A 16,324-nucleotide genomic window follows, 5' to 3' on the forward strand; every position below is an offset into this window, starting at 1 on the left:
AGAGTTCTTCACCTTCACGGTGACGATTGTGCCTGCTTGGGCAGATGCAATCATAGAGGCGAATAGAGTTGCTGCCCCGAACAGTTTAGCGAATCTCATAAATATCCCTTTAATTTTGATGATCACTATAACTCTTGTCCTTCCGCGTTCCGGTAAGCACCTTAACTACAAGTGCCTTCTTGATGCACAAGGATAGTAGCTTTAGGTCATACATCCATGACGCGAAAGTATTTTCCCTCGTCTTGTATAGAAAAGACAGCAAGACTCAACCTTTATAGCGGCAGGTAACCAGAATTCTTTAAGCCAAGGGTTGCTGTTTTTGACACATCGAATGGATAAGAATTTCACAACCTGCAGGAACTAACACATATCCAGGCTGCAACCCTTCAATTTCAATAGCTTGCGCAGTGGTTCTGGTTGCCGCTACCGGCTATCACCATAGTCATAGTACATAGGTTGAGTTACTAATTTTCGCCACTGCCTGTGGCGGCACCCCTATGCTCTGCTCGTTTCGGTAGAAAGAGACCGAAAAGGGAGACCGAAAAGGGGACGGATTTATTTATAAGACCGAAAAGGGGACGGATTTATTTATAGGGCATCCGCTCCTGGCCAAAAGGGTCAACCGCGAACGTCCGTTTTTTGGCCGATAGCAGTCGTTTGTGAGCGGCAGCTATCAGCCAAAAGCAGGCGTTCAAAAGCATCTACAAAATCAAGGCCGATTCACGGCACTCATCGCGGTTGTTCCCGGAACTGCGCCTTTACTTCTTCGTAGATGTCCATCGTCCTTTCTTACCTGAGCGCAATTTGCCAGCGAGCCATGACAGCGTTATCGCCGGAATTGAGAGAAAGGCCGCATAGATGATACCGACACCTAGCAACGGGGATGTACCGGAAATCGCCAAAACCACTGGGATCTGAGAGAGCATTACGACGCCGCCTGCGGACCACTGGGCGCTTCTTAGCACTGCTCCTAGGATCACTGACAAAGCTAGCGCGGCGGGATAGATGATGGTCCAGTAACTAGCCAGGTCCCAAGGCTCCTCAGCCCCTGTGATTGCTGAAACAACAGTCCAAAAAAAAAGGGACACAACGCAGGTAGCAATGAATGCCATGAACAATTCCTAGACCGTCGGAGCAAATCGGCTTTGGTCGTTATCGTAATTGTGGTTGAGGGTCCAGTCTTTTGATTGTGTTCTTAACCACCCAGTGGGAAAAATGACAAATTCCCGCGATTGCAGCCATCAACATGATGAGGGGTATCCAACCTTCGGCAATGGCTGTTTGATCTACTGATTGTCCGGCGACCAAAGCCAACAAACAATAGCCATCATTGTGGTTTACGATCAAGTGGCGCCGACCGCCCCCAACGCACTGTCCCACATCACCCGCGAAGCGTTGGGAGTTATTGCGGCGGTGGTGTTTTGGAACTTCCCGCTGGATATGGTCGCCTGGAAACTAGCACCTGCTTTGGCGGCTGGCAATAGTGTGGTGCTCAAGCCCGCTGAGCAATCGCCGTTGTCGGCCCTACGCCTGGCTCAGCTTGCCCTGGAGGCTTGCCTTCCAGAAGGCGTGCTGAATGTGATGCCTGGTGTGAGCGAGCGCGTCGAACTCTTACTAATCACCCGTGGCTGCTCTAGAGCGCCTTAAATATTTGTATACGGTAGCCCGCGATAGAGATAACAGCTCGCAGATATAATTGGTTGCATTGCGGAGCGCGAAGACTCCGCCTTTATCCATTTCACCAATCAGTGCCACCATTTCTGCTGAAGTTAGCGACGCCAAAGTCACCCTACGGGCTCTCAAAAATTTATCCATAATAGAGTGCGCTGACTCTTGAAAATCTGTGGCAAACAAGGCCGGAGGTTTCTCAACTGTAGTTTCAAGACCTAGAAATGATGCAGCGATTTCTGCCATTCCGCTCATGACAGTGATGTCAAAATTTACGCATAAGAGCCCGATCTGGATTCCGTCAGGATCTCGGAGCACCGCTGTAACCGACCTTAGCTGCCGGCGATCAAAATTCACCTTTCTATAAGGGCCCGAAACATCTCCATCGAATGATGCCCCATCGTTGATATCAGTCAATGAACTGTCGCCGACCCGCCGCTGAGAGAACACATTGAAGATATGTGCAATCTTGCCGGAAGCCAGGTCATGAATAATCACCTCGGCGTGCGGATCCAGGAGCTTCGCAATCGCTTGGGCGATGCTGATGTAATTATCTAGATGTTTATTCACGGTAAAATTCTGCCTCAAAAAATACAAAATGTAAACCAGAGACGAAATGTATTTTTGTGTTATGGTTATGCCCGCTTTCACTGAATCGCCCGATTGTAGCGCCATATCCCCGCTAAGGGCGGCGAGTAACCGCTAGTCAGCCGGGTAAGCGCAACGCCCGTCTTTCAATGGTCGATGGAGCAATTGATGAATATCTACACCCAAGCGCAAATCATGAGTTCCTTGTGCCCGGGAGACGCTGCGGCGCTGATTGCAGAAGGATTCATTGCCCATGCTAACGGACGGGTGCAGCTGCCTCCGATTCAGAGCCTTCAGTTTCCGGCTAGCAACGGTGACTGCTGCGTGAAGTCGGCTTGGATGCTGGGAGACGAGGTTTTTTCAGTCAGGGTCTCGGCAGGTTTCTACGACAATCCCGCGAAGGGTTTTTCCAGTAATGATGGGTTGACGCTGGTTTTCTCGGCCTTGACGGGGCAACCCGTCGCTTTGCTTCGGGATGGCGGCTGGCTGACCTCAATGCGTACAGCGCTAGCGGGGCAAATCGTGGCGAGGGCTATGGCGCCTTCACATGTGAGAGGCATTGGTGTGGTCGGTACTGGCGACCAAGCACGCATGCAACTGGAACAACTGATGCCCGTCACTGCATGTCGACGCTTGACGGTTTACGGTCGTAACCGGCAAGGCTTGGAACAATACTGTGAATTTGCCGAGGCTTTAGGTTTTGATGTTACTGCCACCCAAGATGCAAAGGACGTTGCGACCAACTCCAACCTAATCGTCACTGCTACACCCTCTCGCGAAGCAATCATAGCGAATCAATGGGTCAACCCTGGGACACACATCACTGCTATTGGCGCAGACAGCCTTGGCAAGCAGGAGCTGGATGTGCACCTGGTTGCACGTGCAGATGTCATTGTCGTGGACTCAATAGAGCAATGCTGCCAATTCGGTGAAATTTCAGGGGCCCTCAAATCCGGCCTAATCGACAAGGGCAGGCTTGTAGCACTCGGCAGCGTATTGAGCGGTCACGCCATGGGACGACAGGACGACACGCAGATTACCGTTGCAGACCTCACAGGCTTAGGCGTACAGGATGCTCAGATTGCGAAATGCGCCATGGCATCATTAGCGCACTAGTGGATAGCGAAGCTATTAGACGGGGTTTAAATGATGAAGTATGACCAATTAGGCGTCAGTAAAACCCCGGTGATTCAATGGGAGGCCCATGCGTGCTTGCCATTGATTCCCGGACAGGATATGTCCTGCCTGAACAGGTACCGAGAAGCCGGCTTCCATCATGTGTCGATCAACGTTGGCATGGACATGACCCCGTTTGAAACCGTGATGCGAACGATTGCGGGTTTTAGAAGCTGGCTGGCTCACCACCCTGAAGACTTTGTCCTAGTGGCCACCGCTGACGATATCTACCATGCGCATAAGTATCGAAAGCTCGCGGTCTCCTTTGACCTCGAAGGTACAAATATGCTGCTACAGGATCCCGCGATGGTGGAACTATTCGCAAGCTTAGGGGTTCGTCAAATGTTGCTTGCCTACAACCGCGACAACAGTTGTGCTGGCGGCTGCCATGGCGCAGGTACCGGATTGACCGCCCTAGGACGCAAGATCGTACGTGGTATTAATACAGCGGGAATCATTATTGACTGTTCGCACGCCAGCAAAAGCTCAAGTCTTGAGATCATGGAAATTTCACAGCACCCCGCAATTTTCTCTCACACCAACGTTAAAGCAATTTTTGACCACCCGCGAACAATCGACGACGAACAAATATTCGCGTGTGCCGCTCAAGGTGGAGTGATCGGACTTACAGGTTTAGGCATATTCCTGGGTGACCCATCCGCTTCTGTAGAGACTTACATTCGACAAATCGACTATCTAGCAGAGCGCATCGGGACAAGCCATATTGGCATAGGCCTGGATACCGAGTTGTACCCTGAGCATAAAGATTTGCCAGAAGGTGAAGAAGAGGACGACTGGTGGCCGATTGAACACTATGGCCAGATGAACGGACATGCTCAGTTGCAGCCAGAGACACTTGGTGAGGTCGCACAACAATTAACGCGCTTGGGTTATTCAGATGCGGATATCCAAGCGATCTATGGCAATAATTTCATGCGTATCGCAAAGGCAACTTGGCCAAGATCGAAAGCTGTAACTTGAATCGCACCACGTTAATTGAGCACGCGTCCCATACCGACTAAGCCGCCCCATTCTGTCGCTCAAAAAACATTTACACGCTGATCAAAGCCTCAACCTCTGCCTTGCATGAACGCATCCACGCGGTCATGAAAGCGCAGGCCGATAATGCCTGCAGATTGCGTAGTGCTTAGCTAGCCCCTGCGGATAATCGTAGTGCGTCGATAGTGGCTTCAGCTCCCACAACAAAGCACCTGAAGGCAGTGGTACCGTATCGGCAAGCACCAAGTACGATCCCATGCTTGTATCGCAGACATCCGACGATGTTGCCGTTCTATTTTTGGCGCTCCAGCTCTTGGGCTATCTTCGGATGAATTACCTTCAGGCTGGCTCGGAGGCCTTTCAACTGTCTGTGGCGGAACGCAATGAGTTCGTAAGCGTCTGGCAAAATCACCTTCTCGATCGCTGCCGTTCACGTTAAATGGAGAGCATCGCCCTCAAGTTATCAATTTTGTTGAACTCGCTGCGCTACGTCGCAAAGCCACCGGCGCAACAGTTGGGCTGCCTTACCCAACACCACATCTTTGGCCTGCACCAAATAATAGCCCTTGCCAGTCTTTAGTACAGCGTCAAAGACAGGTACGAGAAGGCCTAGTTGAACGTCTTCTTCAACCAGCCAAGGGCTGGTGAGCACCAAACCTTGATCGCGCCGCGCCGCGTCGATTGCCAGCTCAGACTGATCGAACTTGAGGCTGCTGGAGAAGCTATCGGGGGACATACCGACCGATGATAGCCATTGAGACCAGTGGGCATGAGACGTCGTATAGAGCAAGGTTGCTCCCAGCAAACAATCAAGGCTATGCAATTGGAGCCGTTCGCGATAAGCCGGGCTGCAATAGACCCTTACCTCGTCTGGCAAGAGCAGTTCTACGTCCACCTCACTGCCATGTCCATCGAAATGCCGCACCGCCAGGTCGCAGGTAGCATCATTGAAATCCACGGTATCGGTGGATGCGCTCAGGTGCAGTTGCACCTCTGGATGACGCTCCGTGAACAATGGCATCCGCTTTGCGAACCAGGAGTTAGCGAACGCCGGCGGCAGGCTTAAACGTACCTGCCTGTCCCTAAGACCTCGGACGGCGAGATTGGCGATCTCTAGCTGGCGAAGCGCCGGCTTAACTTGCTCCCAATAGCTCAGAGCTTCAACCGTTGGTTGGAGCCTGCGCACATTACGCACAAACAGCGGCGTTGCTAGCCAACCTTCCAGTTTGCGAATTTGTTGCCCTACTGCTCCCGGCGTCACGAACAACTGGCTTGCCGCAAGACTGACGCTTCCCGTTCGCATGACCGCGTCGAAGCAAACTATGGCCCGAAGGGGCGTATCAGCTCTCATAACGTAGTTTTTCTCTTCTATAGGCTGAAAACACATGATTTGTAGCGGATTGCTTACTTTCGCACAATCGAAGTTCGCCGCAGTGCAGCCACAGATCTCAACGTCCAAAGGAAGAGTCAATGCCGATTGTCCGAATAACCTGGTTTGACGCTAGATCACCCGAGGTGAAAAAGCAGGTCGCCGCAGACATCACCCAGGCCCTGGTCAGACCTACCGGAATCGATCCAGATGGGTCTACGTCCTGTTCGAGGGTGTTCCCGCTGCGGTTTGGGGCAGCGGGTGGTCCGCTATTTGGTCAGCCGGGTGACAAATAAATGGTTGCCCAAATCAAAAGGTATCGATAAATGAGGAAGTCAGTAGACGGAGCCGCCACGGCGGTGATGGTTCTGCTATGCCTCATATGGGGTGCCCAGCAAGTGGCGATTAAAGCGGTTGCGGGCGACATAGCACCTATCATGCAGGTTGCCGTTCGCTCCGGAGTCGCTGCATGCCTGATCTGGCTAATAGGAAAATGGATCATGCGGGAGGTATGGTTACCAAGCGTTTGGTACCGCTCCGGGTTACTCGTGGCCGTTTTGTTTGCCGCTGAATTTCTACTTGTTGCGCAAGGACTACGCTGGACAAGTGCTTCGCATATGGCGGTTTTTCTTTATACAGCTCCGTTATTCGCTGCCATCGGCCTGCATCTGCGCCTGCCGGAGGAGCGTCTTAGTGCGATTCAATGGCTGGGCATGTTTTTAGCGTTCGCGGGTATTGCCATCACCTTTCTCATGCCGCGTGATGGGGTAGCTAGTCAGCTAGCCATCACAGACAGTCTGCTGGGCGATCTGCTGGGGTTGTGCGCAGGTGCTGCATGGGGATTCACGACCGTAGCGGTGCGTACCAGCCGCCTCAGTGAGGCACCAGCAACCCAGACCCTGTTCTACCAGCTCGCAGGCGCGTTTCTCCTCTTGTTGCCCTTAAGCCTGCTGCTAGGCCAGAACGCAGTGACCTTTTCAACCAATGCTGTGGCCAGCTTGATTTTTCAAACAGTGATTGTGTCAGTAGCAAGCTACTTAATCTGGTTCTGGATGCTTCGTCGTTACCTCGCAGCTCGCCTTGGCGTGCTGGCTTTCATGAGTCCGCTCTTTGGCGTACTCATGGGGTATCTATGGCTTGGAGAACAGACGAGTTTCGGATTTCTCCTGGGTGCAAGCCTCACTATTGTTGGCCTGCTGGTAGTGAATTTCAGCAAGGCGGGCGGACAGGCTCAGGAGGAAAGGAGTTATCTAAGACCCAAAAATCGCAAGGAGAAGGTGCAGTTATGAACACCCTCATAGTGTTGGCGCATCCAGAACCACGCTCATTCAACAGCGCCTTGAAAGACGTAGCTGTCAAAACGCTGAGCGAGCTTGGTCATCAGGTTCAATTAAGCGATCTCTACGCGATGAATTGGAAGGCTGAGCTTGGCATCGAGGACTTTCCGGGCAAGCGAGCCGATCCTGACTACCTCGATCTATCCCGAGAGCAAGAACATGCATTTGCAAATGACTGCCACGCCAACGATGTTAAGACTGAGCAATTGAAGGTCATGCGGGCTGATCTGGTGATTTTTCAATTTCCTGTCTGGTGGTTTTCGATGCCAGCCATTCTAAAAGGCTGGGTAGACCGGGTCTTGAGTCGCGGGTTCGCATACTCCTCAGGGCACAAGTACGAATCGGGCCTACTCAAGGGAAAGAGGGCCATGCTGTGTATAACCACAGGCACCGCCAGCAGTCTGTATACACCTGCTGGCATTGATGGCGACTTGCATCATGTACTCTGGCCTATACATAACGGCATCCTGGCCTATACCGGTTTCACAGTTCTTCCCCCGTTTGCCGCATGGATGCCGGCGCAGGTCAGCGATGATGAACGCCAGCAATACTTGAGCTCATATGCCGACTACTTACGAGGCTTGGACGTGGTGCAGCCGCTCTTTTTTCACCCCCGTGAAGACTATGACGATAACCAGCAACTGAAGCCTGGCATTGCTGCCCGCTCTGGTGTGCAGTGGAACTCACGTGCTGGCCAGAGTTTTGAACAGGCTGCTTCGCATTTTGCAGAGCATTCAAAGTACAAAGTCTAACTCTGGCAGGAGACAAACTAGGGCACTCATCATGCTGGCCGGCACCGGAAAAATAACCCTGGCAGTCGGGATATTGATACCCATTGAGCCGCTGACCATTAATGGAGACCTGGTTCCGAAGCGTCCCGGCTTGGGCGTCGAGCTGGATTGGAATGCGTCAGCTCAGGCAAACGAGGTGTACAAGGGCATGGGACTTGGCGCGCGAAACGATGTAGTGGCAATGCAATATCTGGTTTCGGGCAGGGAGTTTGATAACAAACGGCCTTGCGCGGTTCGCTGATACTGAATCACGGATATTTAATAAGCTGCCGAACTGCCAGCCGGGTAGCTATTAATTTCGCAGCGATTTCAAGCGGCGAATGACCGCCGTGCCTAGAACCTGACCGCTGCAATGCCCGGCGTGGGGTTGCGGTCGGCTTGGGTGCAGGTCACTGGGAGGCTAGTAGCCAGAAGCAGCCGCTCGCTACTGACCTCTACTGTCGTTAACTGCCGCTCACGAAGGGCTGTAATCGGTCAGGTGGACGGCTCTCGCCGCCCCCACAGTGACGCGCAACACGAGTAAGTTTGTATGGCATAACGGCCACGCAAAGCGCAGCCAACAAGTCGAGTTACAGCGATTGACTCTTGCATCATTTGATCAATTGGCTGGGCAATTCAACGCGCTACAGAAGCGTGCAGCCGTTCCAGGCTGTCAATCGAGTGCTGGCGCAGGCGCGCACCGGCCAACACTGAGTCTGAATCCACTATCGCCTTGAAGATTGCCTGATGCTCGCCTAACGAGATATGTATGGATTGCGGGGTGTGTCGCAACGAATAGCTTCTGAACAGTTTGAGTTGCACTACCAAACGACGGTAAGTGTCGTATAGCGCTTCATTGGTCGTGAACCGGGCGAGCAGATCGTGAAACTCGAAGTTCAGGATAATGTAGGCCGATATATCCTCTCGTTGGACAGCGTCAGCCATGCTATCGAGCACTTTGCTGATGTTAGTAGAAGCATGCGGCGTTAGATTTTGAGTGACCAATTCGCCAATCAGACTTTCGAGCGAAATTCGTACCTGATAGATCTGGACGGCCTGGCTCAAGTCAAGCTGGCGCACACGAACCCCGCAATTCTTCTCGAACATCACCAGGCCTCGCTCTTCCAGCATGCGAAATGCCTCGCGCACCGGCCCCCTGGAAATCCCCAAGTCATTGGCAATTGCCGCTTCGCGTAACGGATCGCCAGGCGCTAGTTCGCCGGTGGCGATACGCTGCTCAAGGCGCTCATGCACCACCGTCGTAAGCGACTGGGTACGCAGCAGGGCTATGGCTTCGAGAGAACTCATCAAAAACGTCCTGCTTAGAGAGAGGTGGCAGAGTCTACCAAACCTCTATTTGATTTGCATATTGTCAACAATATGCAATAAATGACGACTAGGATGCCCTATCCCTGCAAACTGTTAAGGACGTCCGACCATGTTTCGAAAACTTCTGCACACCGGCGCAATGGCGCTTGCTCTTACGAGCACTTCTCTGGTCGCCCAGGCAGAGTCCGTCAAGCTCGCCGTCACTGACCTTGTCGGGCTTGAAGAACTACAGCGCGAATTTGGTCCGTTTAAAGCCGAGTTGGAGCGTGCGAGTGGGCTGAGCATTGATTTTTTGCCTGTTACCAATCGCACTGCCGCCCTAGAGGCTCTTCGCTTTAAAAAAGTAGATTTTGTTCTGGCGGGTCCGGCGGAGTATGTGGTGATGCACAAGCGTGCGAATGCCATCGTGGTAGCGGGCTTATATCGACCTAACTACTACTCAATGATCGTGGTGAAAGCCGATAGCCCGCTGTTTTCTCTGCAAGAACTGAAGGGGCAGCGTTTGGGCATGGGGCCGGTCGGTTCGACCTCGCGTCAACTCGGCCCCATGCAGTTACTCGCCGATGCCAACCTCGACCCGCTCAAAGACGTCAGTGTTACTAACACCAATTTGCGCTTGGCATGGGAGGGACTTAAACGTGGCGACTTGAGCGCCATGGGCATGGGGCGCTCGGACTACGAAACCTTTATTGCGCAGGAGCCGCAAGACCAACGTAATGCCTTTCGGGTACTGGCACGCGGCGGTGATTTGCCGAGCGATCTGCTGATGGCTGGTGAGCATGTCCCCGCCGAAACGATTGCGGGTCTACGCAAGGCGATCGTGGATAACTCGGCAGCGCTGATCAACAGCATCAGCCAAGGTCCGGAGCAAGTGAAACGTTATCAGGGCATGCGCTTTCTCTCCGCTATCGCCGACAAGGACTACAACGTGGTGCGCTCGATGTATCGCACTGTGGGGTATCCGGAATTTTCTGACTTCATAGGTGAGTGACATGAATGCCTCGGCACATCCGAACATTTTGAACTCCGCATTGCGGGTACGTGGCCTGAGCAAGCAGTTTGAAGGCGCTCCCACACCCGTGTGGTCCAACGTTTCCTTCGATGTTCCCCGAGGTCAGCGGGTCGCCATCGTGGGCGGAAACGGCGCTGGCAAAAGCACCCTGTTACGTTGCTGCATGCGGCTCGTAGAACCAGACAGCGGCAGCGTCGAATTCGCTGGGCAGAGCGTCACTGGCCTGAGCCTGAGGCCGCTAGCCAAAGCCCGCGCGCAGGTGGGCTTTGTGTTTCAAAAACACAATCTGGTCAGCCGCCTTTCGGTGTTGACAAATGTGCTGCACGGCGCAATGGCCTACTCGCGGACGCCGCGTTTGTGGTTCCACTCCATCGCCACTCGCGAACACCGCGACTACGCCATGCATTGTCTGGAGCAAGTTCATCTCGGGCACTTGAGTGGCCGCTATGCCGGGGAACTGTCGGGCGGGCAGTCACAACGAGTGGCCATTGCTCGCGTATTGATGCAAAAGCCGAAAATGATCTTTGCCGACGAGCCTGTCGCCAGCCTCGACCCACAAGCGGGAGAGGACGTCATGCAGGTGTTCTCGGAGTTAGTGCGCAGCCAGAACCTGACCTTGGTATTCGTCACCCATCACTTGGAGCACGCCTTGCACTACGCCGACCGCGTACTAGGACTGCGCGACAGCAAGCTGCATCTGGACGCAGTGAGCCAGCAGTTAAGCGTTCAGCAATTGCGAGGCATGTATGAGTGAGAAACCCACGGCCAGCCTGCCATCCCGTTTCGAGCGACCCTCACTGTTTTCAGCTTTGCTGTTCGCGGGTTTTATCGCCTTGTTCTGTTGGTCAGTCTCGGCCGCGGGCCTGTCGTTGCCACAACTGCTCAGCGGTTTACCGAACATGGCGAAGATTGCCGGAGAAATGGTGCCACCCGCCACCGACCGCATCAGTCCAATGCTGGTGGCAGTGCTGGTCACCTTCCAGATGGCGTTGGTCGGTACTGTACTTGGCGTGCTGATCAGCCTGCCCCTGGCGGTGCTGATGGCGCGCAATTACACCCCGCATCCGTTGGTGCGCTCCTTCGTTCGCAGCGTGGTGAGCTTTATCCGAACCGTTCCGGATTTGGCGTGGGCACTGTTTTTCGTTGCTTCCGTGGGCCTGGGCACCTTTGCCGGCACGCTGACCCTGGTAATGGACACTGTGGGCTTTTGCGCGCGCTTTTTTGCCGAGGCCATTGAGGAGGTGGATGACGGGGCGCCCGAAGCATTGACCGCCATCGGCGCGCCGCGCGCCTCGATAGTGGTCTGCGCTGCGCTGCCGATGGCAATGCCGAGCCTGATCAATACCAGCCTGTTCGCCCTTGAAAAATCCGTGCGGGCCTCCGTCGTACTGGGCCTGGTAGGCGCCGGCGGCATTGGTGCGGAACTCGCTACAGCCATGGAAATGTTCCGCTTCGACCAAGCCGCCACCATCATTCTGCTGGTGTTCCTGCTGGTTCTGACGGTGGAAAAACTCTCGTCCCACGCGCGCGTAGCGCTACTCAAAAAACGACGCTAAACGCCTCATTCGAATTATTCAAAAGGAGTCATCATGAACAGCACTATCTCCATCAATGGGAAATCCTACCGTCAACCTGAACGCCCCGTCGTAGTGGTGTGCATTGATGGAGGAGACCCGGAGTATCTTCACCAGTTTCTGGCAGAGGGGACGGTACCCAATATCCAGCGGTTTGTTGAAGAGGGTTACTCCACGGTAGCCATGGGTTCGATGCCTTCGTTCACTTGCCCAAACAACATGTCGATCATTACTGGAACGCCTACGGCCAAGCACGGCATATCCGGCAATTACTACCTGGATACCAACACCTGGCAACCGGTCGTCATGACGGGCCCTGAACTGCTGCGCGGCGAAACGATTCTGGCCGGATTTGCCGACTCAGGTGCCAAGGTGGTGAGCATTACTGCCAAGGACAAACTGCGCCGCCAACTGGGCAAAGGTCTGGATGTCAGCCAGGGTCATGTGTCGTTCTCATCGGAGTTCGCCGACCGTTGTACGCTTGCGGAAAACGGCATTGAAAACGTATTGGAGTATGTCGGCATGCCCAAGCCTGACATGTACTCAATGGAGCTTTCGCTATTCGTATTGGAAGCGGGGATCAAGTTGCTGCAGGACCGCCGCCCGAACCTGATGTATCTCTCACTGACAGACTTCGTTCAACACAAGTGGGCACCCGATCAGGACCAGGCTCGGCAGTTCTACCAAGCATTGGACGAGGCCTTCGGCCGGCTGGTAAACGAAGACATTGTGTTGGGACTGATTGCCGATCACGGCATGAGTGACAAAAGCGACGAAGGCGGTGAACCGAATGTAATCTGGCTACAAGATATTCTCGATGCAGAATTTGGAGCAGGCGAAACCACAGTGATCTGTCCCATCACCGATGCATTTGTTGCCCACCACGGTGCACTTGGCGGGTTTGTGCGGGTTTGGACACGAGGCAATGTCAGCGTTCAAGCGGTCATTGATCGAGTAGCGGCGATCGACGGGGTTGATCTCTCCTTGGATAAGAAAACCGCATGCCGACTGTTCGAACTGCCGGAAGATCGCGAGGCAGATGTGGTAGTGGTGTCGAGAAAAGATGTCTGCATCGGCAGCTCTGCCAAGCTGCATGACCTCGAGGGCTTGAAAGGCAACCGCCTACGAACTCACGGCGGCGTCTCAGAAACGCGGGTTCCATTCATTCTGAATCGACCATTGAATGCAGAATACCGTCAGCAAGTCGCTTGCAGCGAAATCAAGAGCTACCAAATCTTCGACTTTGCTATTAATGGCACGCAGTAATCCCTGCGGATTGCGCGGTGTGTCAATTAGCTTGATGACACACCTTACTCCCGCTTTAAAACGCCTGAGCCGCACGTGAACGTCCGCTTTTGGCCGAGAAACGATGTGGCTGAGAGTCCGCTTCTGGCCGATTTCTGCCTGTGGTGGCCGGCTGAGAACGACCCATTGCTGCCGGTTGCGACAGGCAGCAATGGGCCAATCTCTCTCGTCCGCTGCGTCGGCAGCCGTGTCAGCACATCTTTGAGATAGGCATACGCATCATGCCCATTCACGCGTGCTTAGATATCCAGGCAAATTTTGCCGAAATGCTGGTTGGTTTCCTGATACTTGAACGCTTCGACAATCTCGTCCAAAGGGAAATGACGATCAATAATCGGGCGCATGCCATTAGCATTGATGGCTCGGATCATGTCCTGCTGCTGGCTACGGCTACCCACCAATACACCCTGCAGACGCACTTGCTTGATCAGTGCCGGTACAAAATTCATTGCACCGCTTACGCCACTCAATATCCCGATGACGGAGATGTGACCAGCAACCCGAATTGCACTCATCGATTGCTCAAGCGTCGCTGGGCCGCCGACTTCGATGATGTGGTCAACACCACGGCCGCCCGTTAGCGCGCGTGCAGTTTCGCCCCAGTTGAGGTCTTTGCGGTAATTGATCACATGATCAGCGCCTAGCGCTTTCAGGCGTTCAAGTTTTTCGTCGCTTGAAGAGGTCGCGATGACGGTAGCACCGGCCATCTTAGCGAACTGCAGGGCGAAAATTGAAACGCCACCCGTGCCTTGGACGAGCACGGTGTCGCCCGGCTTGAGTGAGTCATCGGCCATCAGGGCGCGCCATGCAGTAAGACCGGCGGTGGTAAGCGTCGACGCTTCAGCATGGCTGTAGCCAGTAGGCGAGAGGGTGAACGACGTGGCGTTGGCCGTCACTTGCTCACGAGCGTAGCCGTCAATGCCATCACCTGGCACGCTGACAAAGCCTTCAACCAGTGGCACACCGTTGATCCATTCCGGGAAGAAGGTGCTGACGACCGAGTCACCCACCTTGAATTCAGTGACATCTGGGCCGACAGCAATGACTTCACCTGCACCATCGGCCATGGGGATGCGTTTTTCGCTAGGGCCCCACATACCGCTGACCACCGCGAAGTCGTGGTAGTTGAGCGAGTTGGCGTGAAGGCGTACGGTGATTTCGCCACGCGCTGCGGCTCGGACTTCGCTGCTGCCAACCACAACCTTTTCATAGCCGCCACCGGGTTGAACGAAGATAGTTTTACTGCTCATAGGGGTTTCCTTATGTTTTCTAATTACGCGAAATAACGAAATGAAAGTTTAAAAATTACAATTCGATGCTCAGCCTAGCCGCAAAGTCATCAATCGCCTGCTCATTGCGCCGGTAGTAAGTCCACTTTCCGATGCGGGTGGTCAGCACGAAGCCTGCACGTTGCAAGATAGCCAAATGTGCAGACGCGGTAGAAGGTGAAAGCCCGGCCTTGTGCTGCAAATGGGTGACGCACACGCCTATCGCAGGATCGCCATGATCCTGAGGGGGGAAATTACTGAGTGGGTCTTTGAGCCACTCCATCATTTGCATGCGAGTGTCATTGCCCAGGGCTTTGAGCTGTTCGAGTATCATGGTCGGCAATACTACGCTTTTTCACGAAATGTTCAATAAGTAATCTATTGCCCTGCGCAACCGTTGCTTATTGCCGAAGCGGCCGGCCCCAAGGGGCCAGCAAAGAGTTCATACTCAAGCCTCCACCGGTTGGTGTGGTATTCGAATCGACAGCTGGGTGCGAGGGCTAGCTTAAAGCCACCATCCATTGCGGCTTCTGGGCTGCTAGCCTCCGTTCATTGTTGGCGCCCTGATGCTCATGCCACGACTGGAATCAGCGGATCCGCTGCGGCCAGCGCGATGGCTTTGTCGGCGATGGGCGGATAGATCCATTGTGTATTGATCTGAGTCTTGAGCTGCTTGCCTTCCTCGCGAACGAACTTGACCTGGCGGTCCCAGCCTTCGGTGAATACGGCGCCCCAAGAGCCAAGGTCCAGGCAGGTCACATACTTGGCCTGGCTGTACGGGATGGGCGCTACATCGAGTAGCTGGGCCGCGGCGTTATTGCCTGCCGAGCGGCCCAAGGCGATGGCGTGCTGGCAGGTCATCAGAGCGTGATTTCCCCATTCGTCACATGCGGCAAATGCCGTATCTCCGGTGGCAAATACGGCCGATTGCCCGAGCACTCGCAAGTTCCCATCGACATGAAGGCGGCCCAGGCCGTCGCGTTCGGCAGCCACCTGGGTAGTCAACTCACTGGCTCTTACGCCCGCTGTCCAGACGACCGTGTTGGCTTCGATCCGTTGTCCGTCGGCCAAGGTCACGCCCAGCGAGTCAACCGCTACCACCGAGGCGCCAAGGCACCAATGCACGCCCAGTTCCGCCGTGGCTTCGGCGATCACCGGTGCCATCGCGACACCCATCGAAGCACCGATCGCTTGAGCACGATCAACAATGATCACTCGCGGCTGGCTGTGCTCGCCTAGTACGCTTTTCAACCGCGCGGGCATTTCGCACGCCGTTTCGATGCCGGTGAATCCGCCCCCGGCGATCACCACCGTCTTACGCGCCAGGGAAGCCGGCAGCGTGGCCAAGTGTTCGAGATGGCTTTCCAAGCGTCGGGCTTCATCGATCGAGTCGACATTGAACGCATGGTCTGCCAGGCCGTCGATCGCTGGTAAAGCGACTCTGCTGCCAGCCGCCAAGACCAGCGCGGTGTAAGGCAACTCACCGGCTGTACCCGACGCATCCAGGTAGCTGACGGTTTGACCCTGGGTGTCGATGCGCTGCGCCACGCCTCTGATGAATTCCACCCCCGTGGCCTGAAACAGTTCTGTCAAAGGGGCGCGCATCTTGTCCGGGCGCGGTTCGTAGAAACGTGGCCTTACCTGCAACTCGGCTATTGGCGCGAGCACTTGCACGACGATGTCTTCCCGGCCGTGCTGGCTTAGCAGGCGCATGGCGCTCAAGGCGCTCCAGAGGCCGCCGAAGCCGGCGCCGATAATCAGAATGGTCTTTTTCATTTGCAATTTCTCAAGGTTGGAGAGGTGATGGATGAGTTATGAAGCACGCCTCACAACTACGACTATAATGGTCGTAGTTTATGGCTGGCAAGCGTGCGAACCGAGAAAAACTCTGAATACCCAGTTGATTCTTAAGTAAATCTATGTAAATCA

The 16,324-nt window shown here is 54.3% G+C and carries 15 protein-coding genes and 3 pseudogenes; 11 read left to right on the forward strand and 7 right to left on the reverse strand.

Annotated features, from left to right (window positions below; genetic code table 11):
- Positions 1-1,335: 1,335 nt before the first annotated feature.
- Positions 1,336-1,647: pseudogene (locus AC6CIA_RS18405) on the forward strand (aldehyde dehydrogenase family protein); the annotation flags it as partial.
- On the opposite strand, the gene AC6CIA_RS18410 reads toward AC6CIA_RS18405, so the two are convergent.
- Complete coding sequence (locus tag AC6CIA_RS18410) at positions 1,615-2,238, reverse strand: helix-turn-helix transcriptional regulator (RefSeq protein WP_498314003.1); 624 nt, start codon at positions 2,236-2,238, stop codon at positions 1,615-1,617. The pseudogene AC6CIA_RS18405 and the gene AC6CIA_RS18410 sit on opposite strands and share 33 nt — an antisense overlap.
- A 186-nt stretch (positions 2,239-2,424) precedes the next feature.
- Here AC6CIA_RS18410 and AC6CIA_RS18415 point away from each other — a divergent pair, with 186 nt between their 5' ends.
- Complete coding sequence (locus tag AC6CIA_RS18415) at positions 2,425-3,372, forward strand: ornithine cyclodeaminase family protein (RefSeq protein ID WP_498314005.1); 948 nt, start codon at positions 2,425-2,427, stop codon at positions 3,370-3,372.
- Between the two features lie 30 nt (positions 3,373-3,402).
- Positions 3,403-4,413, forward strand: coding sequence for a membrane dipeptidase (locus tag AC6CIA_RS18420; protein ID WP_498314007.1), 1,011 nt, complete (start codon positions 3,403-3,405; stop codon positions 4,411-4,413).
- 481 nt (positions 4,414-4,894) lie between these two features.
- On the opposite strand, the gene AC6CIA_RS18425 is transcribed toward AC6CIA_RS18420, so the two are convergent.
- Complete coding sequence (locus AC6CIA_RS18425; protein ID WP_498314008.1) at positions 4,895-5,902, reverse strand: LysR substrate-binding domain-containing protein; 1,008 nt, start codon at positions 5,900-5,902, stop codon at positions 4,895-4,897.
- Here AC6CIA_RS18425 and AC6CIA_RS18430 point away from each other — a divergent pair.
- The 4 genes and pseudogenes from AC6CIA_RS18430 to gudD form a co-directional block, all read left to right on the forward strand.
- Positions 5,902-6,096, forward strand: a complete 195-nt coding sequence (locus AC6CIA_RS18430) for a tautomerase family protein (RefSeq protein ID WP_498314010.1) — start codon at positions 5,902-5,904, stop codon at positions 6,094-6,096. The genes AC6CIA_RS18425 and AC6CIA_RS18430 overlap by 1 nt on opposite strands.
- 30 nt (positions 6,097-6,126) lie before the next feature.
- Positions 6,127-7,089: a DMT family transporter gene (locus tag AC6CIA_RS18435; RefSeq protein ID WP_498314012.1), complete on the forward strand. Its 963-nt coding sequence runs from the start codon at positions 6,127-6,129 to the stop codon at positions 7,087-7,089.
- Complete coding sequence (locus AC6CIA_RS18440) at positions 7,086-7,889, forward strand: NAD(P)H-dependent oxidoreductase (protein WP_498314013.1); 804 nt, start codon at positions 7,086-7,088, stop codon at positions 7,887-7,889. The genes AC6CIA_RS18435 and AC6CIA_RS18440 overlap by 4 nt, the downstream gene beginning before the upstream one ends.
- A gap of 112 nt (positions 7,890-8,001) precedes the next feature.
- Positions 8,002-8,169: pseudogene (gene gudD / locus AC6CIA_RS18445) on the forward strand (glucarate dehydratase); the annotation flags it as partial.
- A gap of 374 nt (positions 8,170-8,543) precedes the next feature.
- Here the strand turns inward: gudD and AC6CIA_RS18450 are convergent.
- Positions 8,544-9,215, reverse strand: a complete 672-nt coding sequence (locus AC6CIA_RS18450; RefSeq protein ID WP_498314015.1) for an FCD domain-containing protein — start codon at positions 9,213-9,215, stop codon at positions 8,544-8,546.
- Between the two features lie 130 nt (positions 9,216-9,345).
- Between AC6CIA_RS18450 and AC6CIA_RS18455 the strand changes: the two genes are divergently transcribed.
- The 4 genes from AC6CIA_RS18455 to phnA are packed head-to-tail and all read left to right on the forward strand — an operon-like array spanning position 9,346 to position 13,088.
- Positions 9,346-10,227, forward strand: coding sequence for a PhnD/SsuA/transferrin family substrate-binding protein (locus tag AC6CIA_RS18455; protein ID WP_498314017.1), 882 nt, complete (start codon positions 9,346-9,348; stop codon positions 10,225-10,227).
- Position 10,228: 1 nt separating this feature from the next.
- Positions 10,229-11,002 (forward strand): phosphonate ABC transporter ATP-binding protein, encoded by a 774-nt coding sequence (locus tag AC6CIA_RS18460; RefSeq protein ID WP_498314019.1) that lies wholly within the window; start codon positions 10,229-10,231, stop codon positions 11,000-11,002.
- Positions 10,995-11,804, forward strand: a complete 810-nt coding sequence (gene phnE, locus AC6CIA_RS18465) for a phosphonate ABC transporter, permease protein PhnE (RefSeq protein WP_498314021.1) — start codon at positions 10,995-10,997, stop codon at positions 11,802-11,804. Before AC6CIA_RS18460 ends, phnE begins: the two co-directional genes overlap by 8 nt.
- A gap of 33 nt (positions 11,805-11,837) precedes the next feature.
- A complete protein-coding gene (gene phnA, locus AC6CIA_RS18470) occupies positions 11,838-13,088 on the forward strand; it encodes a phosphonoacetate hydrolase (RefSeq protein WP_498314023.1) in 1,251 nt (416 codons plus the stop codon).
- 182 nt (positions 13,089-13,270) lie between these two features.
- Here the strand turns inward: phnA and AC6CIA_RS18475 are convergent.
- The 4 genes and pseudogenes from AC6CIA_RS18475 to AC6CIA_RS18490 form a co-directional block, all read right to left on the reverse strand.
- A pseudogene (locus AC6CIA_RS18475) lies at positions 13,271-13,366 on the reverse strand (transposase domain-containing protein); the annotation flags it as partial.
- Complete coding sequence (locus tag AC6CIA_RS18480; protein WP_498314024.1) at positions 13,367-14,377, reverse strand: zinc-dependent alcohol dehydrogenase family protein; 1,011 nt, start codon at positions 14,375-14,377, stop codon at positions 13,367-13,369.
- Positions 14,378-14,432: 55 nt separating this feature from the next.
- The gene (locus AC6CIA_RS18485; RefSeq protein WP_498314026.1) at positions 14,433-14,729 is read right to left on the reverse strand and encodes an ArsR/SmtB family transcription factor; all 297 of its coding nucleotides are present in this window, start codon (positions 14,727-14,729) and stop codon (positions 14,433-14,435) included.
- A 236-nt stretch (positions 14,730-14,965) separates the two neighbouring features.
- Positions 14,966-16,171 carry an NAD(P)/FAD-dependent oxidoreductase gene (locus AC6CIA_RS18490; protein WP_498314028.1) on the reverse strand — a complete coding sequence of 402 codons (1,206 nt, stop codon included), beginning with the start codon at positions 16,169-16,171 and terminating at the stop codon, positions 14,966-14,968.
- Between the last annotated feature and the right edge of the window lie 153 nt (positions 16,172-16,324).

The sequence above is a fragment of the Pseudomonas sp. GQ91 genome (assembly GCF_059758795.1).